General features: G+C 50.3%; 22 protein-coding genes and 1 pseudogene. 11 read left to right on the plus strand and 12 right to left on the minus strand.

The window, feature by feature from the left end:
• The 5 genes from H6F76_RS05310 to H6F76_RS05330 form a co-directional block, all read right to left on the minus strand.
• Positions 1 to 955, minus strand: a 955-nt coding sequence (locus tag H6F76_RS05310) for a chemotaxis protein CheB (RefSeq protein WP_277881191.1), incomplete at its 3' end; no start/stop codon positions are given.
• Between the two features lie 366 nt (positions 956 to 1,321).
• Complete coding sequence (locus H6F76_RS05315) at positions 1,322 to 1,612, minus strand: hypothetical protein (RefSeq protein WP_190506539.1); 291 nt, start codon at positions 1,610 to 1,612, stop codon at positions 1,322 to 1,324.
• A 312-nt stretch (positions 1,613 to 1,924) separates the two neighbouring features.
• The gene (locus tag H6F76_RS05320) at positions 1,925 to 2,203 is read right to left on the minus strand and encodes a hypothetical protein (protein WP_190506541.1); all 279 of its coding nucleotides are present in this window, start codon (positions 2,201 to 2,203) and stop codon (positions 1,925 to 1,927) included.
• 565 nt (positions 2,204 to 2,768) lie between these two features.
• Positions 2,769 to 3,185, minus strand: a complete 417-nt coding sequence (locus tag H6F76_RS05325; protein ID WP_190506543.1) for a hypothetical protein — start codon at positions 3,183 to 3,185, stop codon at positions 2,769 to 2,771.
• A gap of 962 nt (positions 3,186 to 4,147) precedes the next feature.
• Positions 4,148 to 6,298, minus strand: coding sequence for a SpoIID/LytB domain-containing protein (locus H6F76_RS05330; RefSeq protein ID WP_190506545.1), 2,151 nt, complete (start codon positions 6,296 to 6,298; stop codon positions 4,148 to 4,150).
• 232 nt (positions 6,299 to 6,530) lie between these two features.
• Between H6F76_RS05330 and H6F76_RS05335 the strand changes: the two genes are divergently transcribed.
• Positions 6,531 to 8,396 carry a hypothetical protein gene (locus tag H6F76_RS05335; protein WP_190506547.1) on the plus strand — a complete coding sequence of 622 codons (1,866 nt, stop codon included), beginning with the start codon at positions 6,531 to 6,533 and terminating at the stop codon, positions 8,394 to 8,396.
• Positions 8,397 to 8,486: 90 nt separating this feature from the next.
• Here the strand turns inward: H6F76_RS05335 and topA are convergent, their stop codons facing one another.
• The gene (gene topA, locus H6F76_RS05340; RefSeq protein ID WP_190506549.1) at positions 8,487 to 10,271 is read right to left on the minus strand and encodes a type I DNA topoisomerase; all 1,785 of its coding nucleotides are present in this window, start codon (positions 10,269 to 10,271) and stop codon (positions 8,487 to 8,489) included.
• An 875-nt stretch (positions 10,272 to 11,146) separates the two neighbouring features.
• Here topA and H6F76_RS05345 point away from each other — a divergent pair.
• Entirely contained in the window at positions 11,147 to 11,521 is a 375-nt protein-coding gene (locus tag H6F76_RS05345; RefSeq protein ID WP_190506551.1) for a hypothetical protein, read from the plus strand.
• A gap of 8 nt (positions 11,522 to 11,529) precedes the next feature.
• On the opposite strand, the gene H6F76_RS05350 is transcribed toward H6F76_RS05345, so the two are convergent.
• Positions 11,530 to 11,826: a hypothetical protein gene (locus H6F76_RS05350; protein ID WP_190506553.1), complete on the minus strand. Its 297-nt coding sequence runs from the start codon at positions 11,824 to 11,826 to the stop codon at positions 11,530 to 11,532.
• Between the two features lie 326 nt (positions 11,827 to 12,152).
• Positions 12,153 to 12,608 carry a DMT family transporter gene (locus H6F76_RS05355; protein WP_190506555.1) on the minus strand — a complete coding sequence of 152 codons (456 nt, stop codon included), beginning with the start codon at positions 12,606 to 12,608 and terminating at the stop codon, positions 12,153 to 12,155.
• Positions 12,609 to 12,727: 119 nt separating this feature from the next.
• Here H6F76_RS05355 and H6F76_RS05360 point away from each other — a divergent pair, with 119 nt between their 5' ends.
• On the plus strand, positions 12,728 to 13,219 hold the full coding sequence (locus tag H6F76_RS05360; protein WP_190506557.1) for a MarR family transcriptional regulator: 492 nt from the start codon (positions 12,728 to 12,730) through the stop codon (positions 13,217 to 13,219).
• 158 nt (positions 13,220 to 13,377) lie between these two features.
• Here the strand turns inward: H6F76_RS05360 and ltrA are convergent, their stop codons facing one another.
• The gene (gene ltrA, locus H6F76_RS05365) at positions 13,378 to 14,712 is read right to left on the minus strand and encodes a group II intron reverse transcriptase/maturase (RefSeq protein WP_242036540.1); all 1,335 of its coding nucleotides are present in this window, start codon (positions 14,710 to 14,712) and stop codon (positions 13,378 to 13,380) included.
• Between the two features lie 685 nt (positions 14,713 to 15,397).
• Here ltrA and H6F76_RS05370 point away from each other — a divergent pair.
• The 3 genes from H6F76_RS05370 (at position 15,398) to H6F76_RS05380 (ending at position 17,807) form a co-directional block, all read left to right on the plus strand.
• Positions 15,398 to 16,156 (plus strand): GNAT family N-acetyltransferase, encoded by a 759-nt coding sequence (locus H6F76_RS05370; RefSeq protein ID WP_190506559.1) that lies wholly within the window; start codon positions 15,398 to 15,400, stop codon positions 16,154 to 16,156.
• Positions 16,157 to 16,295: 139 nt separating this feature from the next.
• Entirely contained in the window at positions 16,296 to 16,856 is a 561-nt protein-coding gene (locus H6F76_RS05375) for a YdeI/OmpD-associated family protein (RefSeq protein ID WP_190506561.1), read from the plus strand.
• Between the two features lie 147 nt (positions 16,857 to 17,003).
• Positions 17,004 to 17,807, plus strand: coding sequence for a hypothetical protein (locus H6F76_RS05380; RefSeq protein WP_190506563.1), 804 nt, complete (start codon positions 17,004 to 17,006; stop codon positions 17,805 to 17,807).
• A gap of 112 nt (positions 17,808 to 17,919) precedes the next feature.
• On the opposite strand, the gene H6F76_RS05385 is transcribed toward H6F76_RS05380, so the two are convergent.
• Both H6F76_RS05385 and H6F76_RS05390 read right to left on the minus strand, forming a co-directional pair.
• Positions 17,920 to 18,465, minus strand: coding sequence for a dual specificity protein phosphatase family protein (locus H6F76_RS05385; RefSeq protein WP_190506675.1), 546 nt, complete (start codon positions 18,463 to 18,465; stop codon positions 17,920 to 17,922).
• A gap of 140 nt (positions 18,466 to 18,605) precedes the next feature.
• Positions 18,606 to 18,884 (minus strand): winged helix-turn-helix transcriptional regulator, encoded by a 279-nt coding sequence (locus tag H6F76_RS05390; protein WP_242036542.1) that lies wholly within the window; start codon positions 18,882 to 18,884, stop codon positions 18,606 to 18,608.
• 102 nt (positions 18,885 to 18,986) lie between these two features.
• Between H6F76_RS05390 and H6F76_RS05395 the strand changes: the two genes are divergently transcribed.
• The 5 genes and pseudogenes from H6F76_RS05395 to H6F76_RS05415 all read left to right on the plus strand — a co-directional run bounded on the left by H6F76_RS05395 (position 18,987) and on the right by H6F76_RS05415 (position 22,963).
• Positions 18,987 to 19,232: a hypothetical protein gene (locus tag H6F76_RS05395; protein ID WP_190506564.1), complete on the plus strand. Its 246-nt coding sequence runs from the start codon at positions 18,987 to 18,989 to the stop codon at positions 19,230 to 19,232.
• Positions 19,233 to 19,488: 256 nt separating this feature from the next.
• The gene (locus H6F76_RS05400) at positions 19,489 to 21,294 is read left to right on the plus strand and encodes an amidohydrolase (RefSeq protein ID WP_347275981.1); all 1,806 of its coding nucleotides are present in this window, start codon (positions 19,489 to 19,491) and stop codon (positions 21,292 to 21,294) included.
• Between the two features lie 44 nt (positions 21,295 to 21,338).
• Entirely contained in the window at positions 21,339 to 21,752 is a 414-nt protein-coding gene (locus H6F76_RS05405; protein WP_190506565.1) for a nuclear transport factor 2 family protein, read from the plus strand.
• A gap of 126 nt (positions 21,753 to 21,878) precedes the next feature.
• Positions 21,879 to 22,190: pseudogene (locus H6F76_RS31365) on the plus strand (nuclear transport factor 2 family protein); the annotation flags it as partial.
• A gap of 428 nt (positions 22,191 to 22,618) precedes the next feature.
• On the plus strand, positions 22,619 to 22,963 hold the full coding sequence (locus H6F76_RS05415; RefSeq protein WP_190506566.1) for a hypothetical protein: 345 nt from the start codon (positions 22,619 to 22,621) through the stop codon (positions 22,961 to 22,963).
• A 161-nt stretch (positions 22,964 to 23,124) separates the two neighbouring features.
• Here the strand turns inward: H6F76_RS05415 and H6F76_RS05420 are convergent, their stop codons facing one another.
• The gene (locus tag H6F76_RS05420) at positions 23,125 to 23,517 is read right to left on the minus strand and encodes a hypothetical protein (RefSeq protein WP_206754331.1); all 393 of its coding nucleotides are present in this window, start codon (positions 23,515 to 23,517) and stop codon (positions 23,125 to 23,127) included.
• Between the last annotated feature and the right edge of the window lie 251 nt (positions 23,518 to 23,768).

Raw genomic sequence — 23,768 nt, forward strand, 5'->3', positions numbered from 1 at the left:
GGAAAACGCGCTCTTTGAGCTGTTCAAACGCCTCTGGATCACGAAAAAAGCTCGTGACATGAATCAGCATTTCTTCATACAGCGCTTTGACTTCCGCCGGATGCTCCTGCAAATAGGTTGCATAGTCGTCCAACTGTTCCAGCTTGTACAACAGCATCCGCCGCTGAATCCGGCGATGGACCGTGTTGGGCTTGTAGCGGCTAAAATCAACCCCCGTAGCAGCTTTCAGCAGTGCAAAAATCGTGCTCAAGGCATCCTCTGTCTCCGGTGCGGCACTGGGCACGCTCACTGACAAAGGGTTGACCAGCAGCGGATTGCGGCTGAGGGTTGCCAGTTCTTCCGCAATGCGGGCGGGCGGCAGCACAAAATCCACCTTCCCCGTCGCTACTGCCGTATGAGGCATACTGTCAAACTGTGCCGTGTCTTCACACTGGGCAAACGTCACACCGCCAGCCGCTTTGATGGCCTTGAGCCCCAACGACCCATCGCCGTCGCCGCCCGATAACACGACGGCGATCGCTTTGTGTCCGCGATCTGCCGCTAACGAAGTAAAAAAGGCATCCCCTGGCATATATTTGCCAAAGACCTTCTCGCGGGGCGACAGTTGCAGCACACCCTCAGAGAGAATCATCTTGGTGTTCGGCGGAATCACATACACCTGGTTGGGCTCCACGAGCATGCCGTTTTGCACCTCGTGCACAGCCAGAGGCGTTGCCCTGGAAAGAATTTCGCTCAGCAAGCTCTCGTGATCCGGGGCTAAATGCTGAATCAGGACAAACGCCATCCCTGTGTCAGTCGGCAGATGGTTCAGTAATTGCGTAAAGGCTTCTAACCCGCCCGCAGAGGCAGCGACTCCCACCACGGGAAAGGGGGCTTCCACTAAGTTTTGCTGCCCGGAGTCGCAGGCAGCGTCGGTAGCAGCAGACGGTGGTTGAGCCGAGGGATCAACAGTCATAGACGCAAGTGTGGCACCACAGGTTGACAAACATCCTCTCCACTGTAGAATGCTTTACCGAATCTTTCTGCAGGAATCGAAAGCCAAGCCAGGGTAAACGCCTCTGCTTGGGCAAGGACAGTCAAGCGGTAGTGCTGGTCCCAATCGGCTCTAAAGGCAGCGGGCGATCACTTTGGTTAGTTGTACCCCGGAGCAACGGTGCAACGCAGCATAAGACTTTCAGCCGCTGCAAAGGGGCAAAAAGCGCCTCTGTACTACTCACTTTTGCTGCACATGAGTCCAATTTTAGGCCAAGACCACTAGTACAGCGCCTTTGGTGGCAACGACTCAAGGGTATTGGGGCGGTCAGGGGCGGCAGGTATGAGCCTAATAACAGCACTGGCAGCCGTTCTTAATATCAACCACGCCTTTGAGGGGCACGTGCACAGAAGTAGCATTACCTAGCACGGTAATTTCCCACTCCAGCAGAGAGGCAGTTTGATCTGGTCTACCGACCGCTAAGGACAAATAGTTTTTCGTCAAAAAAATGGCAGACTGCCGTAACTCATAAGCGACCCGTGCTGAAACCTGAAACTCGCTCAAAGCGTCCAACCCGTGAATCACATCACTGGCTGTCTGCTGTGCTGTCAGCTGTCCACCTACTTCGCTTAGCTGCATCGCCCGACCTCAAGTTCAAAGCGGCTTTGCTGATCAACCTAGTACAGGTTAACGGCCAACACTGCTCTCCCACCAGGAGGGGGAACAAGAGCTTTAGCACTCCTTTCCCTAGTGAGAAGGGCTGAGGATCATGCCTACTTTCACGCCGCCAGGCCAGCTTTCTTGCGCAACACGCTGACTGACCACGCTTGCTAGACCACCGCAAGCAGGAGAGCAGCAGCGCCGGCGCCGTCTACAGCTCTACACGCCTAGTTGAGCAACGCCACACTCAACCCAGCCCAGAGCGATCGCCTTCCTCTCTATGTCTCAGTATCAGACCTTTGACGCGTCCTCTTGACCTTTCAATTGCGCCGCCTCAGCCAACAGTTGTGCTGCTTCAACCTCCAGCTGGGTCACACGATCCGCATGGCCACCGTCAGAGACACCCGCCATTGCTTCCGTTCTCGCTAGCGCTTCCGGACAGTTTTCCGTCTCGTCCATGGAGTCATGCTGATGCTCGCAAAGCGGATACATCCCACCTTCGCCATCGGAGAGAGCCACTTGCCGATATTTGTCCGTATCATGACCATGTTCATTCGTGATTTTGAGCACCTGCACCAGCTAAGTCATGTTCAATCGCTCGCTTTGTCTTCTCCACCATTATTCCCTTGGGTCGAGCCAAAGGCTCGACCCAAGGCGTAGCCTTGCTCAAGCTGGTTTTGCCCTGGGACTGCGCGTGCGTTGCTGCCGCGACTGGGATACCCAACAGACGAGCGCTGGCGTCTGCAAAGCGCTCACGCTAGGCTTGCCTGTCAAGACAGTAGCAAGATCGACATAGAGCACTGCTTTGCAGAGACGGGAAGCGGCAAAGGCAAGCCTAAAAAGGACTGGAAGTGTGAATGAGTCGAAAATGTGGTGCCGCTGACCAATGAGTAGCGCTATGGGTCGGTGTTCCTCCAGACTAGCATTCTAGCTTGTGATGACCTGGGCTAAGCTATGGGTAAACAGCACAGCTTAGGCGTGGTTCAAAAGCCTAGAACACTGACGGGTGCTAACCTTGCAAGATTACGCCACATTTTCTGCTCACTCACAGCATAAGTTAACGATGCGGGGATAAGTTGCAAAGGGCACGAGCTCCATCGTTCGCATAGATACTGTAGGTTAGATAATTTTTTAATCAGTGACAACTTTGTGCTAGTAGTTCATCTAAATCCACCACTTTCCGTAAACGGGCTGTGGAGTCACTCGATACTGAGGCAACTATGGAGCCATCTGGACTGAACCGAATTTTATAAACGCGATTCAGATGGTCTGAAAATATCTGTAGTTGCTGGCCATTCAAGTCCCATAATCGGACAGTACCATCATCTGAAGCGGTTGCAAGTTGCGAACCATGGGGGCTAAATTGAACGTCGCGAACCGGGCTTAAATTGCTGTTAAAGGTTTGCAGCAGTTTACCCTGGATTGTCCACAAATGGGCTATCCCATCGGCACAAGCAGTTGCTAGCTTTTCACCGTTCGGGCTAAAACTAGCACTAAGAACCAGTTCTGGATGCTTCAAGGTTTGAATCAGTTGCCCATTAAGCTTCCACATTTTTGCTGTACGGTCCTCTGAAGCGGTTACGATTTGGTTGCTAACAAGATCGAAACTGAGATTTGTAATCGGTACTTAGCACTTAAAACCGCTGCCTGTAGTCAAGCATCAAGGGCGATCGCCCGGTCTTAAGGCAGCCAGAAGCAGTCAACAACAGTGCTACAGGCACTGCTAGAGGCAGACAGAGCGATCGCTCCACTCAGTTACTAACAACAACTAAGCCTCTACCGCTTCAGACCTAAAGCGCAGGCAGAAAGTACCTGTTACCACTCGCCAACCGACCTGGCAGCACGACCGAGGTAAAGCCCTGGAACGCTACCAAACTCACGACTAGCAAGCAGTGGTTTTGTGTACCATGCCCACCGGTTTGGCTAAGCTGCCACAGCCGCAAAACGGACTTAACCTCTAAGTAAGGCAAAGTAGTGACACCCTTTTTAAGGAAGGGTTCTTTAGTGGCCTGAAGCCTCCCCAGTTCCCTGATTAGCACGTTCCAACGCCTTTGCGCCAGGAGTCGTAGGGCTAATCAACTGCTAAGACTGGGTAGTTGAGTTGATGTCATTTTCTGACAACGACCAAATCCTTTGCTCAAATAAACTGTGGCAATGCATAGGAAACCCAAGAAGGCTCTATAGAAAGTGCGAAGTTTGACGAACAACTTAAAACAACAATCAATGAACAGTCGGAGCCCCTTTTTGCTGCCGATTTATTTGCAAGCATTGCAGCGGCACTTGAACCAGGCGACTACCTTCCTGCCCTTGTTAGCGAGCAAGCAAATTAGCAGACAGCTTGCACAGCTAAAACTTTGGTGGTGTGGGCACGAAATTCGATAACCCGGATGATTGGACTGCTGGAGAGACTCTGGAGCGATTAATGGCTTCTCTCAACAAGACGCTCAGTACGATCTATGGCAGTGGCTGACGAAAGGTTTTGAGCCAGCTACCGCATTGTGTAGCAGCATGGAACTAGCGGGCGCCCATTGCCAACATACTTAAAGCAGCGACCTGATAATAGTGACCTAAAATTTCTCGATAGCCATAGCCCTGTTGAGCCATTGAAGCAGCACCCCATTGGCTCATACCAAGCCCTCCGTGAGCTTTGTCAGTAATTGCCTGAGTGGAAGCATATTGAGCTAACAGCACTTGACCGTCTGTGGTGAGCATGACTTGCCCACGGGTCTGAGCAACAGCCTCAGCGGTCGTATTGAACTCGCTGTCAATGCCCCGGTATGACTGGTAGCGAGTGCTGGAATCCAAATCGTACAGTGAGTGAGCAGGACTGATATGGTGATTTAACGCATAAGACCGAGCAGCGATCGCCTGAGCCTTCAGCGCTTCCATACCCCAGGACGGGGACGCTTCAGCACCGACTACACTAATCAGGTATTGCTCCAAAGCGACCCAGTTCACTACAGTCAAGCCGCCCGGCCGAGAGGTGACCATTAAAGTGCCGCGATACCACTTCCCACCAACAGCGATCGCGCCACCGGCACTGGGTCGAATGAGAAAAGTTGACGGCAACTGCACCGAGCCTAGCTGAATGCCCTTAGAGTTCGGAGACGTGACCAGGCTTTCCATTGCGGGCACCATACCAAGCGGTCGTTGAGATGAGTCCAGAATCCAGGCAGGTGTAGAGCTAGCAAGCTGTAGAGCAATCACGTCTTGCACCAAAGCAACGCGCATTGTCACACCTGAAGTTGGCTGTGACATGACTAAAGGTACACTACCGTTCTGTTGCCATGATTGAGCAGGCGCTTTAGCTGCTTGGGTTGCAGCTGTCAGCAGTGGTTGGCTGTCCACAGTTTCCCAACGCCCGTCTATAAATTCCCGCAGTTCAAAGTGAAGGTGCGGACCAGTGGACATACCGGTGCTGCCCACCCGACCAATGACCTGACCTGGTTGGACCATTTGACCAGTCCGCACAGTAACGGCAGACAAATGGGCATAAAGCGTTTGTAAGGAACGTCCGCCCCACTGAGACTGGACGAGAATACGCAGGCCATAGCCACCGTCGTAAGCAGCAGAGACAACCTGACCCCCTAAAGCAGACAGAACAGGTGTCCCAGAAGCAGCACCCAGATCAACGCCAGCATGGAAGCGACGCCTGCCCGTAATGGGGTGCGTCCGCCAACCAAAACCCGACGTGATTGGTACTGAAGTAGGGAGTGGATAACGCAACAAAGCCCCGACCTGGTCTAAAGAAGACGGCAGATCAAGGGCTTGAGGGAAGCGGGGCTGAGGACGGTAATGAGACTGAGTCGCCACCGTGAAATAGTCGTTTATGTAACCACCAACAGGTGCCGAAGGAGGAGCAGGCAAACCTTGGTAGCCGGTGGTTTGAGTTGGTGGCACAAAAAGCTGCTGTGGCTCACTTTGTCTCACAACTGCTGCTGACGGTAACGCAGTCGGTACGACTGGAGTCGTAACTGGAGGTGACTGGCTTGCTGGAGGTACCGGCGATGCTACCGTAATCGCTTCAGTCGGCGGCGACACTTCGAGCCAGTACCCCTCACCTTTGTGGCGAATTAGCTTTATGTCTGGGGGTACTGAAGTCGGTTGCTTCCTGGTAGCCTTTAGCGTAGGTAACTCAGTGGGAGGTAACACTGTCGTTGTAGGCATCTCTACAGTCGGGGCAAGCGGGTCGTCATGCAAAGAACCTGGAGCCTCAGGTGTTTCTAACGTCCCCCCAGGCACGCTCGCAGCGTCAGGCGTAAACGAAGGTTCCAGTAGAGGTGCTGACGTCGCAGTCGACTCACCAGAAACAACCGGATTAAGAGGTAGGGGTTCGCTCGCTGAGCTTGAAGCCGAGTGCCCTATAGGCTCAGTTGCAGCTGTAGCGCTGTAGTCATTCAATAATAGTAGAGGGGATGAGCGTCCTAAACTTCCAGGCTCAGAAAGAGCCAATTGATTGACTGAAAAACTAGTTTCTAATTGCACGGTCGGTACGAGAAAGTGATCCGGTTTCGGCAAAGCCTGACCCGAAAGACCAGTAACAACGAACGTCGTTAAGGTTCCGATTCCTGCAATCAATCCTCGTCGTACAGCACCGTGCATAACAATCCATGTGAAAATAAAGACGTCATCGCCCTTACGCAGACTGCCCCGCTCTGAAGCCAAAGTGAACTCGCCAAATCTACCGAATTGCGCCTCAAAAAGTTAGTTAGCAGGCGTTATTACGGAGAATTAATCGTTTTGTTTCAGAATAATTCAGCTTATGCCGTCATAAAATTGGTGCAATTAAAAAGTCTCTACGTAAATACTGTTCAAACGGGCATACTAACGGGGTAAATGTCTCTAGAGGCCACAGCAAGTTTGGCAGTACTAACGCTACCTCTCTTTTGAAGAACTTATGTCTCGAACATCAACCTGGAATTTTGCTCCTACCGACACACTTCGTTTGCCCAAGGTGTTTAAGGTAGGAATTGAAAAAATAGCGAGAGCCATTGATGCCGGCAATGGCGCTGAAGCTAGAGCAGTTCTAAATAAGTTGCTAGCAGAATACGAGCCCATGGAGGCAGTGATTGAAGAGCCACAATGGAGTGAATTTACCCCTCCAGTAGCAACCAAGGCTGTTAGCTCTAGCGCTGTAGAAGATCTCTTTTTAGAAGACGAACCAATTCCCGTTGAAGTGTTGTCACAAGTCTTTCAAAAAGAAGTCCCTGTTAGCTCTGTAACAAGACTAACAGAGAGTTCTGCTTTGCTAGAAGACGATAACCCGGCAGCAGAACCCAGTGCTTCACCTGAGCAAGTTAGCAGCGGCTCAGACCTTGTTACCAGTTCATTAGAGCTGATAACCGAGGAAACTGAAGGCACAATGAGTGGCACTCAAGAAGGTACTGTTGTGGCTGTCGGTCCTGAAGTTGCAAGTGGCTTAACTGAATCTATAGATCCACAAAGAGATGCTGTCATAGAACAGTCAATCGAACCAACACAACCACTGCTTGAAAAGGCAACTCCTGGTCATCAAGGCAGTGACCTGATAACACAACCACATGCTGTAACAGTAAAGATTGCGGACGCTGAAGAAGCAAATTCAAACCCTGACAATGCAGGCCAAGCAGAAGCCATTGAGGCGCTTCTTACTGAACCGGAGAAAACACAAGCAACAACAGAAAGCGTAGTAACGAAAGCGCCTAACCTAACCGAAATTATTTGGTTGCAGACTCTAGTGACAACCATTGAAGAGACGTTTGGCAAGACGAGTGTTGACACCGATAGCTACAGAGAAGAACACGTTGAAGTAAGTGAAAGTGCAGCCAAACCATATTCTGTTACAGAATTGCAAGGGCAACAAAAAGAGGAGCTCTATGCTGTAACAGAATTCAAAGCTGACACGAGCAATACCCTTCCAGGAGAATTAACTGAAAGTGAAACAGGCACCTTCGAAGCAGTAGAAAACAGCGTTACAGAATTGAAAGAGGCACTCAATTCAGTAACTACGTTCAAAACAGCCACGCCCGTAACCTTTAACGAATTTGTCGTAAGTAGCACTGCTGAAAAAACTCTTAAAAAGCTTGAAGCCATTGCCACGCAAGGAAAGCAAGACTCCAGACCAGAGAATCTTTATTCTGTGACAGAAACACTCAATGATTCTGTTACCGAACCAACCACTGTACTTCAAGACTTACCCAACAGTAGTGAATCAAAGGTAATTGAAACAATTGAAGCTCTACCAGCAGAAGCACTACCAACACCAGCCGAAATTGAGCAATTAGCGGAGTTTGGTCAAAACCTTTTCCAAACGTGGCTCTTACTGGCTCAACAAAGAAACCGGTTGAATCAAGAAGACTGTTGGGGTGTAAATATCGGTATTGAACTGATTTACAAAGAGGGCTTTCAGTCTGTTTCCATGCACCGCTTCCTCAACCTGCTCGGAAGCTTGGCTAAGGCTAAGGCTATGCAGACTTATGGGCACTTACACTTGTCTCAAAAGGGCAGTCAGGAGTCAGTTACTTTGAACGGAGTGCCCGTTAACAAAGTAGCTTACTATGACCCACAGAAACCATTAGATCTAAGAGGTATAAACCGAAATCAACAGACTATAGTAACGGCTTCGGAAGAATATCCAAGTAAGTTTGAAGAAGCTCGTCAAGCGATCGCTTTTCATGCTGATCAGTTTGAACAGCACGGGAAACAAACGAAGCGAAAGGAAGAAGGAGCAGCTAACAATAAAGGCTTAAATATACTCGAAAGCCTGAGACGCTTCTTAAACTGAAACGGATTGATATAACCGCAAAAAAAGAGGCTTTCAGTCAGCACATCAGTGCTCTTTGAAGCCTCGCATAATAATTAGACTAAACAAGCGCTACTTAGCAGCAGTAGCCTTACGCTGTAGTTTAAGTTGGGCGATCACTGACTCAGCTTTGTCAAGCGATGGCGCAAATGTTTGGTTGTAGAAATCAACTAAAAAGGTTTGCCAATCCAACTTGCCAGACGCAATTTGGTCTAGTTGAGATTCCATTTGAGCTGTGAATTTCGGACGCACTAGATCAGGAATAACAGCATCCAGAAAGGACATTAGTTCCATGCCAGTTGGAGTCACAACTAACTTACCTTTTTCCACCTGGACATAGTTACGGTCTTTCAAGGTTTTGACCGTGCTGGCATATGTAGAAGGACGACCAATGCCCTTCTTTTCCATTTCTTGAATCAAGCGTGGTTCCGAGAAGCGACCGGGTGGGGACGTGCGTTTTTTGTCAGCTTGGACTTTAACACTAGTCATCATTTGACCTTCTTTAACAGCAGGCAGCACTGAATCACCACTCAGGTTGTTCCAGTACTTGGTGTAGCCAGGGAAGGTTAGCACCTGACCACGAGCCTCCCAATTTGTTGTGCCGGACTGTAGCAGCACTTTCGTTTTAGCTATCAGTGCGGGTGCTGCTTGTGTAGCGATCGCCCGCCGCCAAATCAGGTCATACAGTTTGATTGCCTCTGCTTTGCCGTTCCCCTTCAACTTTTGAAAAGGCGCTTCAGCCAGAGACTGAGCCTTCTCTGCTGTCATTGCGCAATCAGTAGGACGGATTGCCTCGTGAGCTTCCTGAGCACCGTCCTTGCTTTTATGTTTTGCCGTTTTTGCAGGCACATTTGTCGGGTCTGTCTGCTGGAGGTATGCCAGGGCAGCCTCACAGAAGCTAGCAGACAATGCCACTGAGTCAGTCCGCATATACGTGATCATGCCTTGCTCATAAAGCACCTGAGCCAACTCCATCGTCCGCTCTGGGGCTAATTTCAGGAGTGCCCCTGCTGCTTGCTGCAAAGAGGACGTAGTAAACGGTGCTGGAGCATTGAGCGTGGCTTGCTGACTCTCAACCTTCACAATTTTATGAGGCTTAGACTGCGCCTCTGACACGATTTGAGCCGCTATTTTAGGGTCTGTAATACGGTCAGACTCTGACTCTTTAGCTTCCTGTTCTTCAGAGACTGCTGCTTCAGTGTCTTGGCTACCCGCTTTAGACGCACGGTACAGCGCTTTGAACCCTTCAGGGTAGGTTGCTGAGAGTGTGAAGTAGTCTTCTGGCTTGAAGGCACGAATCCGCAGCTCTAGAGAAGCCAACAACCACAGTGCTGAGGATTGAACACGACCCATTGACTTAGCACCAATGTCCAATGCCCACACAATCCGTTTGGTGCCAGAGTAGCCCACCATTTTGTCCAGGTGTGCTCGTCCTAAAGCAGCGCCCACAAGATCAACGTCTAGCTTGCGTGGGTTCGCCAACGCTTTTTGAATCGCGTCCTTCGTGATTTCCTGGTAGACCACGCGATCAGGGTTCTTCAGCTTCAACTCCTCAGTTAGATGCCAGGCAATGCTTTCACCTTCGCGATCGCCGTCTGTCGCCAGAACAACTCGGCGACCTTTCATTTCCTGCTTAATTGCACTCAGGTTTTTCTTTTTGTCTTTGGAGACTTCCCAATTTGAGACTACTTTAGAGCCGTGAATGTCGAACCCACGGCTGTCTTCGCCGGAATCCCCAAGTTCACGAATGTGACCGACGCTCGCTTTAACCACAGCGTCTATGCCCAAGTCCTTGCAGTACTTCGTAATTTTCTCGCGCTTACCGGGAGACTCAATGATGAGCAGTAGCTTTTCCATAATGCTTAGAAGGTTGAAGTCGTCCAATGCGCTCTTACCAAGGTGGCGACATTGACCGCTGTACAACCTTAGAGTGCCCAAACAGTACGGTTGCTAAGCGTGGCACGTCAAACAGCTGCACTGATAATCGTCCTTGAGCTTAAAAGTCAAGCTGTAACTTAAAACAAAACACAAAACTAGCAACACCACTAGACTTTCGTTGCTTGCTTGACTGGCGCTTTGTTAAAACGAGGGTCTTGACAAAGCGCTAGAGTGATCCATTTCCGGGGGACTCTAGTACTATAGAAAGCAAATTCCCCGTCTGTCCCCAGCTTCGCTACATTCGTTGGCGGCAGAGGGGCTATACCAGGAGTTTTTGACATGGAAGAGTTACTGACCCAGGCAACGGTGGCCGTCGAGTGGTTTAGTTTGGGCTATATGGCGGGGTCACTCGCCTGGCGCACACACCTTCACTTCACCCAGCCGTTCCAGACTAAGTTCTAGACGCGGCGACAGACCACACCCGTCTTACGGGAATTGAGTCCCCATCTGCCAGTTCAGACCGTCCCACCGTCCAAACTACGCTCCCCCGTGGAGCAGCTACGGCAACAATGTCAGCAAGTCGGGATCAAATGGCGTGACGCATATGGGAAACACAAGCACCTCAAGAAACATGAAATGCTAGCGGCCCTTAAAGCCAGCAACGTGATTCCCTTCCAGCGTTAAGCGTCAGGCGCTACACCCAATAACAGTTTGTACTACCCGCCCCAGACTACCCATGTTTGGGGCTTTTTGTTGGCAGTGAGATAGTGCTAGGGGCAAGACGCCATGCCACAAGACAAGTAACGCCACTGCTCCCACAGTGGACAGCCGTTCACGCCACAGCCACAAACCCCATGTCAGAACCAACCCAACCCAACGCCAAGACCGAGTCCACTGACGCTACAGATCGTAGCTTGCAGCAAGACTTCAACCAGTGCCTCGATCAGTGGGTGGTAGAAGGCGAAGTGAACCTTGTCTGGTTAACTGCCTTGGTTATGGCGCAGGCACAACAACTTAAAGCCGAGACCGACGAGTACCAGGCGCTCAGCGAGCGACTGGCTGAAACACCAACCCAACCACAAGTCAAGGCAGTCGTCAAAAAGGTGTCAGAGCACACAAGATTAGCGGATAGGACTGGTAGCCCCGCGCCTTCAGGTCGAGGTGGAAAGTCCAACGAGCTTTTAAGCGCCGTCTCCTGGCTGTTTAGTGCGTATGGTGTGGATCGTTGATTTAACGTTCAATCACCGCTTGGCTGACCTTGCCAGCCGTAGAATGCCAGTAAGAGCGCAAACACTAAGAGCCAAGGCTTAAGTAAGCAAAAATAAACATAGGGCTGAATCATCAGTTGTAAGTTGTGGAAGCGACTCGTCCAACTGCATGATGAATGCCAGCAAGCATGAGCACGAAATTTCTCAATGAACGGCTCTTGAGGGGCAGCCTTGCCAGAATTTAGCCCGCTGCATGGTAAGCTCACCAGCAGATAGGCACTACTGACGCTTTCCCACCACCGCTCTATCTGGATATAATGCGTCACTCGATAATCCGCCCACCCTAACTTGTCTCGAGCGAAATACCGCAGCCTTGCACCTTTACACTAAAGTTGGGTTTGTTGCTGAACGCTCGCGGTGGCAAGGGGGCGTCAGCTTTGGCTTGAAATGCCGTTGTAGCAACAGCCCAAGCAACTAGCTGCACCGGCATACATTCAAGCTAGCGTTAGGAGGCATCGGTTATTGCAGCCGGTAACCACAAGCGTCATGCCACTTACATTATGGGTGGCGACGGTAGTTAAGCATCCCTCTGTGAGTTCCATCCGTCAAGTTTTGTGTTTGGTTAGGGTGAGTGTTTGTCAGTCTCAGTCACTTAGCGCTTCGCATAAGCAACTAACGCAACGCCTAAAACCACCAGTACAGCGCCTGCAATGCGTGTTGGGCTAGCGGGATACTTTGCCAGCCCAAGCGCGCCGTAGTGATCCAGCAAGAGGGCGGCAATCATCTGACCGGCGATCGTCAGCGCCAGTGCCAGCGCGGCTCCAATCCTCGGTGTGGCGAAAATGGTGGACCAGACATACAACGTGCCTAAGCAGCCGCCCACCCACATCCACCAAGCGGTTTGAGCCAGCGTCGTTGCAGCGGGAAGGGGAGACCGTGCAGCGACGCAAAGCGCGAGTGATGCTAAGGTGCCGGCAAGATAGGAAATAAATGTCACCTGCATCGGTTCACCCACATAGCGCCGCAACAGCGTGTTCAGCGCCACTTGAATCGGTAGAATAGCGCCGCCAACCAACGCCGCCAGCAGGTAGAGCGTTCGTCCATGCATCGTAGAACCTCTCGTTCGATTTATCTTGATATTGAGATACTTGAAGGTAAGATTATTCTAGAAGTTCTTTTGATGTCAAGATAGTTAGGAGCCAGAAACTTTGATGAGTGCATGGGACGATGGAACTTGATCCAGTCGATCAGATTTTGGGGCAATGGCAGCGAGAACGTCCTGATTTAGATGTTTCACCCATGGGCATCATTGGGCGCATGGGGCGGTTAGCCAAGCACTTAGAACGAGCCATTCAAAAGACATTTTCAGACTTTGGTTTAACCGCTGGAGAGTTTGACGTGTTAGCAACGCTCCGTCGTTCTGGTGAACCGTACCAACTGTCACCCACCGCGTTGTTTCACACGCTCATGGTTTCATCAGGGACGATGACGCATCGTCTTGATCGCTTAGAACAAGCTGACCTTGTGAGGCGTACTCCTGATCCAAGCGATCGACGAGGCACGCTCATCATGCTGACAAATGCAGGCTTGACGCTGATTGAGAAGGCTGTTGAAGCGCATGTTGCTAATGAACATCGCCTTCTTAGCGTTCTGGAAGCACCAGAACGTGAAGCACTCATCCTCTTGCTTCGTAAACTGTTAGTTTCGTTCGAGGAGTAGCCGTTGCAACTCATTGAAGGCTGTTTCAAGTTGAGCGCTAAGCGCAGCAAGGCAACAGAATCGGGTCGAGGAAGGCATTTAACCTTCCCCTCCCACACCACCCATCATGCGGGTCCGCAATGGGCGGTTCATGACGATGCGCAAACAAGACTGATGACTTAAACGTATCCTTGAACCTTCATCCAAAGTTGTTTAATCGCTAGCAATCCCTGTTGCTCTAACCACTCATTCGTCATTCCCGTATGCGTTGCTAACGTCTTTGACAAGCGCCAATAGCCTTTACGACTAATGCCCGTCCAAATCGCCTGACGCTTTGTTGTCCCGAGTTTGAGCAAGTTGGTGATGCGGGTTCTGGGTCTACGCCACTGCTTCCAGTAACACATCCGAATCCGCCGCCTCAACCAACCGTCTAACGCCTCAATGGGACTGTAATGTTGGGAAATGCCGAAGTAGTTCATCCAGCCTCGTAGGTATCGATTCAATCGCTCGATTCGTGCTGCCATTGAGACTCCCCAACTGCGTGAGGTTAACCCCTTCAGTCGGTGTTTGAAGTCTTGCAGAGCTTGGCTAGAGGTAAAGATCCGAATGCCCCGGAAGGTAAATCCCAGGTATTCGAGGTCTTCGATCCTGACCACCCGACTTTTCTCGCGATTGACCTTCAGCTTCAGCTTTTGGGTTAGGTAACGGCTAATGTTCGCCATCACCCGTCGCCCTGCCCGTCTACTTTTGACCAGGATCACCAGGTCATCCATATAACGGACAAAGTGATGCCCTCTCGCTTCAAGCTGTTTGTCGAGATCGTCCAACAGGATATTGGACAATAACGGTGATAAGGGCGACCCTTGCGGCGTCCCCCAGTCCGTCGCCTCAATCGCGCTACCGACTAACACCCCTGCTCTCAGGTAACGACCTATCAGCCTTAAAAGCACTTTGTCAGTGACTTGCCGGGCAAGGCGGGACATCAAGACATCGTGGTTGACCGTATCAAAGAATTTCTCTAGATCCAGGTCAACCGCATACCGATAGCCCTCTTTAACAAAGGTCTTCACCTGCCGGATGGCACCGTGAGCAGAACGTTTGGGTCGGCTCCCAAAACTTGACTCGGAAAATCCAGGGTCAAAGATGGGAGTCAGCACTTGCAGAATGGCTTGTTGGATCACCCGGTCAACGACACAAGGGACTCCCAACTTTCGCTCTCCCTTGCCGTGGGGCTTGGGAATGACCACCCGTCGCACGGGACGCGGTTGGTAGTTGCCATTCATCAGGGATTGGCGAATCTCACTCCAATGCTCCCGCGCATGGGCTGGGAAATCTTCCAAGGTCATTCCGTCACTGCCGGGTGCCCCTTTGTTCGATTTCACTCGTTCCCAGGCTCGTTTCACATTGTCGCGCTCTAAGATTCGCGCCATCAGGTTGTCTAAGGCTGGCTCTCTGTCAGCACGCCAAACCCCATCTCCCCCATGCGGGTTCATTGATGAGCTTGAGTTGTTCATGGCTCCTCCTTAGTTCATTCATGTTTGTCCCTTCGCTCCCACAAGGGGAACTACTATGGACTCTGCTGACTTCTGTAAGGCTGGACGGCAGGAGTTTCCTCCTGTCGGGCTGTTCTCGCAGCTTTAGGGTTCTGTGGCTTCCTAACCGTTTCCAGCTAGACCTCAATCAGGCTCCCATGACGGCTTGAACCGCTTCCTTACAGACCTCCCCAGATAAGAACGTGAACTGTCCCTGCACAACCGCGTCATTTACTGTGTTCCCTGAACCAGACGGCTTCGTTGTGTTGTGCCAACTCGCCCCAAGAATCTCAGCCTTCTATGACGTTTCTGTTCGTCGGCTTGCAGGTTTGCCGCTGGCTTCCTTCAGACCCTTCCTCACGGAAGCGCCCTTGCCTTAGGCTAGTCGTTGTTGTCACTCGGCTCCTATCACTTTCGAGCATTTGGACACTGGTTCTCCGACAGGGGACTTTCACCCCATTAGTTCACGCCCATGCTGGGCGTACACAAATTGTTGGAGCGGCAAACAGAGCCTTTTCGCTTTGTTTCGGTGTTGCTTGTCGCCGCTCAACGGCAGCGTTATGCGGCTTCGGTTATGGATGGTAGCTGTAGTTTAAAGGCAAGCTGTTTTTGTTGAGTGCTAAGTTAGATTCCTAATGCATCTTCATCAGCTTCATGAGACATTGCAATGGAGTCACGTATTCAGTCGTACCTACGTGTTGCAGCTAGCCATCAACGCGATACAGAGCGCATTGGTTCCTTTCTCGCTACCTTCTCTCGTTCCAACGCTAATCCTTTCCTCAACTACGCGATTCCCGATGACAACGCCACACCATCACTGGCAGATGTGATCGCTCTGATCGCTGCCTACGAGAAACGTTTGCGCAAACCGCGCTTAGAGTATGTTGCACAGTTAGCCCCTGCGGTTGAAGGGGTGCTGATGGATGCGGGCTTTCACGTTGAAGGACGTCTGCCGCTCATGGCTTGCGCTCCTGGTTCAGAGCAAGGCCTGCCCGTTCCTTCAGGGATCGAGTTGATTTTGCCAGCTTCTGATGCTGATCTGCTGGCTACAGTCGCGGTTCAGAACGAAGCGTATGGTGCTCCTCCTCCAGACTCCGCCGCGATCGCCCAACTGCAACACAGCCTTGAAGTCGGTGGAATCGCTGTTTTAGCTCGAATGGAGGCAACCGGTGAACCTGTGGGTGCGGGTGTCTGTACGGTTCCTTATCATCAAACAACGGAAATTGCAGGTATTGGTGTGCGTGCAGCCTTCCGCCGTCGAGGTGTGGCAGGAGCGCTGACAACTCGATTGGTACAAGAAGCGTTTACGGCAAACATTTCAGTCCCCTTCCTAATGGCAGCACATGAAGCGGAGGAAAGGCTTTACGCGCGTGCAGGGTTTGCTGTCGTTGGCAAGATCCTACATATCTCGCGCCCAATAACGTAGACAATGACAATTAAGCCTGTCAGCGATGGCAGCATAACAAAGCCCATGCACACCGACCACCGAGCGGTTATCCTTGGAAATCCAAGGAGCTTTGCAGCGGGTGATGGGCACCGTTATGTGGAAAGCCAATAGAGGGTAAATGGAGATCACTACAACCTATAAAGCAGTGGATAGAACCGCATGGCGTTCTTGGCTTGAGCAACATCATGCTACAACCAAGGAGATTTGGTTGTTGTTTGATGATGTTCCTGAGGCCTTAACTATTTCCTACCTTGATGCCGTTGAGGAAGCAATTTGTTTTGGTTGGATTGACAGTGTACAAAAACGCTTCTCAACCCATGAGCGTGTTCAGCGATTTACGCCTCGGAAAAAGCGAAGTAACTGGACAGAATTAAATAAGGAACGTGCTTGCCGTCTGGTTCGATTGGGCATGATGACTGATGCTGGATTTGCAACGCTCCCTGATCTAACCGCCAAGTTTAAGGTTCCCAAAGATATTGTTGAGGCACTTAAGGCAGAACCTGATGCTTGGTCTAACTTCCTTACATTCCCCGCTTTGTATCGGCGAGTACGCATCGGATATATTGAGAAAATACGAAAAAATCAAAGCGAATTTGAGCGGCGACTTCGGAATTTTGTGAACAAAACTGCCCGCAACCAAATGTTTGGCAATTGGAATGATCAAGGAAGACTTATTTAAATTAGTTGCAGGAATCTTAATCCACATGGCAACCGCGATGCACCGGAACTTTGGAGTAAGCTAGCTAGTACCCGGAGTTGTCTGAGTCCGGTGATCGCGAACGTTATATGGCTTGAGTTATCTGTGGGGACGTACACTTATTTATTGATGGCTGAAGATTTTTCTGTTGCTCAAAAGCTTGGCTGTGATAAGTATGCGCTAGACAACTGCATTCTTGTTAAAGCCCCCGTTGAAGCTGTCAACACTGTTGTTCAGCAATCTTTTGGGTTTGAGGTGCGATCTCATTGCAAGCTTGCTGACTATGTTGATGCCAATAAAGCTTCATGGAAGGAAGTTGAGCGACATCGACAAGTTAGAAACTTAAGACCTAATAAATCGCTACCTCCAATATTGTGGGCAGTTCCGTTTTGGCGATATCTCAAGCACCAGTGGGCTATTTTGCCTCTTTCAGGTACAGAAGAATCGATTGCTTTTGCATTAGCGCTACTCTTAAATACTGATGTCATTACCTTTCATGATTCTCATCATGCTTCTTTCAATGAGTTCAAGGTTTTTCGCAGAGATCGACTCGTTGAGCATTATTTATTTGGATTTGAATGTGGAAAAGACTTTAAGGATGGTTGGGACATCAAGCTAGAGGACTCTGAGTTTGACACTTGGAGCAACTATGAACATCGATTCAAAAGCTCCATCAGGCAAGTTTCCGAAGCAGAATTAAGAGCGGCATTTTTAGCAAGGAAACATGACAGGGACAACAGAGGTTTTCTAGATGCTTGCCTTAAGTATTACAGCGCTTACATTCCGCTGAAGGAGGAAACTCCATATCACTATCATGGTGAATGGAACTCAGATTTCCAGAAATGGGACTCAACTGTGGAAAGGATGGATATGATGGTCATACCGCCTAATTGGGGTTACGCTGATTGGAAAATAATCGATCGCAGCACATAGCACGAAGCTTTTAGTGGTGAGTTCGATGTTACTTGCATCCGCTGAACGCAATCGTTATGCCGCTTGAGTTTCGGGTGGCGGTAGTTGGGAACGTAGCTGTGGTTAGCCAGCATCAAGATAGCTTGCCTCTCAATCGATTGCATTCATCTAGTAGCACGTTGAGTTCCGCGGCAACTTTCCACGGATTGCGCCCTTTGAATGGGGCAGCGATAACTGCTTCGTAAGGATTTTTCCCAGTTTGTTTAACAGCATCGAGCGCGGCTTTGTTAGAAAGTCCTCGTCCAGCTACAAGCCAAGCTGCTAAAACATGCCCCGTGCGCCCAACTCCGCCAGAGCAATGAACAACAACCTTTGCATCATTCCGATTAGCAGTTGCTAAGAACGGTAAAATTTGGTGGGTGAGAACTTCTGGAGTGGCAAAGTGAAAATCCTCGATCGGTGTCCAACATACGTGGTCGAGTCCAAAGGTCTGTCGGTAAATATCAAGTAGATTGGCATAGCGAGTCAGTTGAGATTCAGGAAGCAAACAGCAAACATGCTTGATGTCCTGATTCTGCATAAATTCAATCCACTTAGTTACTTGCTCGTTGCTATAGCCAGGGCGAGCAGAGCCAAACACGATCGATTCATTCTTTGAAGCGGCAGCAAATTTATACATAGTGAGTGCATTGAGTTGCTCAACGGTTGATTGCTGATTGATGATCAACGAGGTCATTGAGTTTTCTGTACTGGAAAGCTTGTCTCGAGATCGACGCTCTAGCCGTTTTAAATGCTCTTGCCCCCAATCACAAAGAGGTTCTAACACAGGAATAAGGCTTTTCCATAAGCTGTGAATGAGTACTCCACTCTGGGAGGTACATCGGATTGAACATTACGATTCACAATCTCATCTTTCTCTAATGCTCGAAGCTGTTGTATCAGCAGCTTCTCAGTAATCTCGGGAATTAAACATTTGAGTTTGCTGAAGCGTTTTCCGACATCTTTCAGGTGCCACAAACTTAGAAGCTTCCATTTACTACCAATGATTTTGATCGTAGTTTGTACAAATACGGTTTCCTCTAGTTGCGTTGCTGTCATTTACCTGGACTCCTCAGAGCATGGACTTACAAGTTGCTTACAAAAAAGTAAGTACTTCCCAAAAAAACAGTTGAAGTATACCTTTATAGTTGATTTAAATGCTTGGGAGATGATTATGCTTTTTCCTGCGGAAGTCGTGGCGATCGCCCCAGCATTTTCTATTGTGGCAACAATTCAGATGCTAAGAAGACGGTTGCTCAACTCATGGAGGATTGTGAGTATGAAGCCATTGACGCAGGCATGTTAGTTGTAGCTCGTTCTCTAGAAACCTTGGCAACTGTTTGGGTACAGTTTGCAGTTGCTAGTCAATTATTTTCAAATCTTGGGCTGAAAGCACTGCAACGCTAACTCATGGCATCACAATTCATTTGGAGCATTGGAAAGTTAGATGAAAAAAGACCTGTGCGAGTGCTTGAAATGTGTTGGTTCACCTAATTCACTCAGCCGCAGAAAGCTTTTGATGCTGGGGGCGACTTCAGGACTGGCAACGCTAATCACTGGGCGCGGCAACGCCGCAGCTCCAGAATTGGCCGTCTCTGGCAAGCCTGAAACACCTGCTCCAGAACAGGCAGACCTCATTCTTTTTAATGGTCGCATCACTACCATGAATGAGTCTCAGCCTTCAGTAACAGCCGTTGCCATCCGTGAAGGACGTTTTGTTGCTACTGGCTCTGATCGCGACATCATGCGCTGGCGCAGTTCTAAAACTCAGATGATTGATCTGAACAAACGCACGGTGATTCCGGGGCTCAATGATTCCCATACCCATTTGATTCGCGGGGGCTTGCACTACAACATGGAACTGCGCTGGGATGGGGTTCCGTCTCTGGCAGATGCCATGCAAATGCTGCGTCAACAGGCAGAGCGAACCCCCCCCCAGTGGGTACGAGTAATTGGCGGCTTTTCCGAATTTCAATTTGCAGAACGTCGTCTACCGACGTTAGCAGAACTCAATGCAGCCGCTCCAGACACACCCGTTTTTGTCTTGAACCTCTACGATCGCGCACTGCTCAACCGAGCTGCTCTTCGAGCAATAGGCTATACCAAAGACACTCCCGATCCACCGGGAGGCTTCATTGAACGCGATCGCGCCGGAACCCCCCTGGGTCTAATCGTTGCCAAACCCAGTCCGCTATCGCTCCTGGCAGCCCTTGCCCTGGCAGAACGGCTTTCCCCCGATGATGAAATCAACTCGACTCGGCAATTTATGCGAGAGCTGAATCGACTTGGCATCACTAGCGTCATTGATGCCGCAGGAGGCGGATTACGCTACCCCGATAACTACAACGTCATTGAGCAGTTAGCTAAAGCTGATCAGCTAACCGTTCGGATTGCTTACAATTTGGTCTCCCAAAATATTGGACGTGAGCAGGAAGATTTTGTTAACTACGTGAATACGCTTCAGATGGGGCAAGGCAATGATTTTTATCGTCTGAATGGTGCCGGAGAAAATCTCGTGCTTGCCGCAGCGGATTTTGAGAATTTTTTGGAACCTCGCCCGCCATTAGCTGACAGCATGGAAACCTCTTTGGAAGCAGTGTTAAGACTGTTACTGGAAAAGCGTTGGGCCTTTCGCCTCCATGCAACTTATAATGAGTCGATTTCTCGGTTTTTGACTGTATTTGAGCGGGTAAATCAAGACATTCCCTTTCAAGGTTTAAATTGGATTCTGGATCATGCTGAAACCATTAGCGATCGCAATCTAGAGCGAGTTGCCGCCCTTGGGGGTGGCATTGCCATTCAACACCGCATGGCGTATCAGGGCGAGTACTTTATTGATCGCTATGGTCAACAGGCTGTAGAGCGTACGCCTCCCATCCGTAAAATGCTGGAGATGGGGTTGCCAGTCGGTGGCGGAACAGATGCTACTCGTGCCTCAAGCTACAACCCCTGGACAGGCCTCTACTGGTTAGTTACAGGCAAGACGGTGGGTGGTACGACGTTATACTCTGCGGCTAATCGGCTCGATCGCACTGAAGCATTACGATTATGGACGGTTGGCAGCAGTTGGTTTTCTAACGAGGTTGAGCAAAAAGGAGCGATCATACCGGGTCACTTAGCCGATTTAGCCGTGTTATCAGCCGATTATTTTTCTGTACCTGAAACGGAAATTCAATCGATAACGGCAGTTTTAACAATCGTTGGTGGCAAAGTGGTCTATGCAGCGGATCGCTTTGAAAGCCTATCGCCACCTCCGCTGCCCATCAGTCCAGACTGGTCGCCGGTGATTCACTATGGGGGCTGGGGCGCACCCGGATTCTATGATCGCACCCGTCAAGGTCAGTCGGCTCCTGCTGCTTTTGCCTCTACCACTTGCTGCACCGCACACCGTTTGGCATCTGGAGTACAGAACGCCTTGTGGGGGCGCGCGAAAATCTCGAATATCGGTTGCAGTTGTTGGGCGTTTTAGGGTCGCGTCAACACAGATTTCAAATCACTACAGGAGCTTAACCAGTGGACGAGCGGATTGATATTCTGACAACACTTTATGTTGCAGAGCAAACGTTTGATTCGGGAGACTTAGAACAGAATATCCAGACCTGGAGCGATGAGGTGCTCCTTGAAACACCCTTTGGTTCTGCGGATAGTTTGGAGTCTTACAAAACCTGGTTTAACGGGTTTTACGCGCAGACCTCTGCGAATGGTGGAACACGCCATTATGTTCACAATCCGATTGTTCATATCAACGGCGATCGCGCCGAAATTATTGCGTATCTCTACATCATCAACGCCAGCACAGGTGGTTTTCTCGGCTCTGCAAGAATTCATGAAAAGCTGAAGAAAACGGCTGCTGGCTGGAAGTTCACTTACCGTAGTGTAGAGTCAGATCAAGACTTATCCAAACCGACTTCTGAAGAAGGTTCGTGACCTTGTTGATAGCATAACAAGCCGCTGCACCGGAACGCCGCAAGCTGTTGGTTGAGTACCAAAGGTTATCTGTGTCCGGTGAGCTTGGTCGTTCGGCACTATCCCATCTCTTTCACCTATTCTCTTATGCCAGCTCAATTTGCACCAGACATTGAGCTGCTACGCGCAGCGTACGCGGTCTTCAACGCGCGTGACATTGATGCCGCCCTTGCCCTCATGACTCCCAACGTGGCTTGGTCGAGAGCCTTCAAAGGTAGTTTTGTCCACGTCGAGCCGATTGCCTTTTACCTAGAGGAGGATGGGCAGATCTTGGTCGAGGTGCATCAGGTCGTGCGCGATCTGGCCGGAGCCGTGCTTGCCGATGAGCACGTTGGCCACCATTTCACCCTTGAGCAGGGCTTGGATCAAGCCCTGGAAGTCTGTCCACCGCCAGCGTCCGGTCTCGGTGCCTCACCACGTGCTCCAGCGAACCGAGGCTGGCGTTCAGCTCCTTTCTGCACTCCACGCTTGACCGCGCCAGCACTTGCACAGTTGCTCCGGATGCAACTATCCAACGTGATCGCCTCTAGGAGTTTGCTCTTGCTCAGGCTGGCACAAAAACATAGCCGTGTTCAGAGGATTGGTCGGCAGCCCGTAGTGATACCAAGTTAAACGGCGTTCAAGGCAGATAGGGCATCCAAGATGAAGGGATAACCAGTGATGGAAGCAGTGCTTGCCGGTGTCAACTGGGCTAGGAGTTGATCAACTTTGGTTTGCAGTTAAGCCAGAGTTTTGAATGCACCCCACTTCAGCTTTGCTTTGAGATGCTCCCACCGTTCACTGGGGTTTAGTTCTAGACAGTAAGGCGGTTGAAAGAACAAAATGACATGCTCTGGCATCACCAGACCTTTGCCCTTGTGAAACCGTCCATTATCCACTTGAAGGGTATTGAGACGATCGGGATACGCCTTGGAAAACTCATCGAAAAAGCGTTGCTAGCCTTCGGTAGCGACAGGGGAGAATCGCCGAAAAAAGGCTTCCCCTGTGGTCGGTTCAACCGCACCGTCAAGCCAAAACGCTTTGAACAACTACTGCCAAGCGCCAACGGGTTTGACACCACAAGCAGTAAGCAAGCGTCCAATGATAGTTTTGAGTCCAAAGCGGCTCTCATCCTGAGCAAAGTAGCGCATTTCGCGCTCCGCCTGCCGAACTTGGCGGTCATGCTGACTTAATAGTCTGAGGTCGTCGGCAAGGTTTGCTGAAAGGCAGCGCGCTGCTCACTGTCCTGCTTGTAGTTTTGAGGATGGGGGTAGTCCTAAAGATGTAAGGATGGCTAAAACGCTTTGCCAGTCTTGAGTTTATCGAGACACTGTCGTTTGGAAAGCTCCAAGTATCAGCTCAAGACGGCAGCTACAAGGCTGATGCTCTCGTTGCTCCCTTGGGCATGTTGCTGCAAAGACGTGAAAAAAGTCGGTATACTTCCGGTCTGCCAAGTTGGCTGTGGACTCTGAAAGCTCCATCTGGAAGAACTTACAGTTATCATTACCTGTTTAGCACTACCAGGATGGGCAACCTTGAGCTTGGCTTTGAGTCGGTGGCAAGTCATCTGATCGACCGCGTGATACGCCGCTTCCACCCCCAGCGTTTCGGCTAGCCACTGTTGCACTGCTCTATAGCTTTGGCACCCGTGACTTGCTTGTAGCCGCTTTGCCAAAGCCGTTGCTACCAACTGCGGAATCACTCGCACGCCCCCCTGTGGTTGCTTGACCGCCAGCATCGCTGGCACACCACCTTCACGGTAATGCCATCACCAGGTTTGCACCGTGTTTCGATGTTTTCCGACCGCTTGGGCAATCGCACTGATACTCGGTGCCTTGTCCTGTTTGAACCAGTAAAGGACTTACAAGCGTTCTTTAGCGGTTGGCGTTTCGACTTGGCGCCACTGTGCTGCCAAAGCAGCTAAACTTTCCTTCACCTCAATTGAGGTTACACCAGCCATAAGTACAGAAATCGAAACGCCTCTTCCACTCTAGTTCA

Origin of the sequence: Leptolyngbya sp. FACHB-321 (genome assembly GCF_014695975.1) — a bacterium.
GTDB lineage: Bacteria > Cyanobacteriota > Cyanobacteriia > Leptolyngbyales > Leptolyngbyaceae > Stenomitos.

Coding starts and splice junctions, on each gene's coding strand:
- H6F76_RS05385 (WP_190506675.1), bottom strand. CDS start 18,465: ATGTATAAATTTGCTGCCGCTTCAAAGAATGAATCGATCGTGTTTGGC.
- H6F76_RS05370 (WP_190506559.1), top strand. CDS start 15,398: ATGGAGTCACGTATTCAGTCGTACCTACGTGTTGCAGCTAGCCATCAA.
- H6F76_RS05390 (WP_242036542.1), bottom strand. CDS start 18,884: ATGACAGCAACGCAACTAGAGGAAACCGTATTTGTACAAACTACGATC.
- H6F76_RS05325 (WP_190506543.1), bottom strand. CDS start 3,185: ATGTGGAAGCTTAATGGGCAACTGATTCAAACCTTGAAGCATCCAGAA.
- H6F76_RS05355 (WP_190506555.1), bottom strand. CDS start 12,608: ATGCATGGACGAACGCTCTACCTGCTGGCGGCGTTGGTTGGCGGCGCT.
- H6F76_RS05335 (WP_190506547.1), top strand. CDS start 6,531: ATGTCTCGAACATCAACCTGGAATTTTGCTCCTACCGACACACTTCGT.
- topA (WP_190506549.1), bottom strand. CDS start 10,271: ATGGAAAAGCTACTGCTCATCATTGAGTCTCCCGGTAAGCGCGAGAAA.
- H6F76_RS05400 (WP_347275981.1), top strand. CDS start 19,489: ATGAATGAGTCTCAGCCTTCAGTAACAGCCGTTGCCATCCGTGAAGGA.
- H6F76_RS05345 (WP_190506551.1), top strand. CDS start 11,147: ATGTCAGAACCAACCCAACCCAACGCCAAGACCGAGTCCACTGACGCT.
- H6F76_RS05375 (WP_190506561.1), top strand. CDS start 16,296: ATGGAGATCACTACAACCTATAAAGCAGTGGATAGAACCGCATGGCGT.
- H6F76_RS05360 (WP_190506557.1), top strand. CDS start 12,728: ATGGAACTTGATCCAGTCGATCAGATTTTGGGGCAATGGCAGCGAGAA.
- H6F76_RS05380 (WP_190506563.1), top strand. CDS start 17,004: ATGGCTGAAGATTTTTCTGTTGCTCAAAAGCTTGGCTGTGATAAGTAT.
- ltrA (WP_242036540.1), bottom strand. CDS start 14,712: ATGAACAACTCAAGCTCATCAATGAACCCGCATGGGGGAGATGGGGTT.
- H6F76_RS05315 (WP_190506539.1), bottom strand. CDS start 1,612: ATGCAGCTAAGCGAAGTAGGTGGACAGCTGACAGCACAGCAGACAGCC.
- H6F76_RS05415 (WP_190506566.1), top strand. CDS start 22,619: ATGCTCTGGCATCACCAGACCTTTGCCCTTGTGAAACCGTCCATTATC.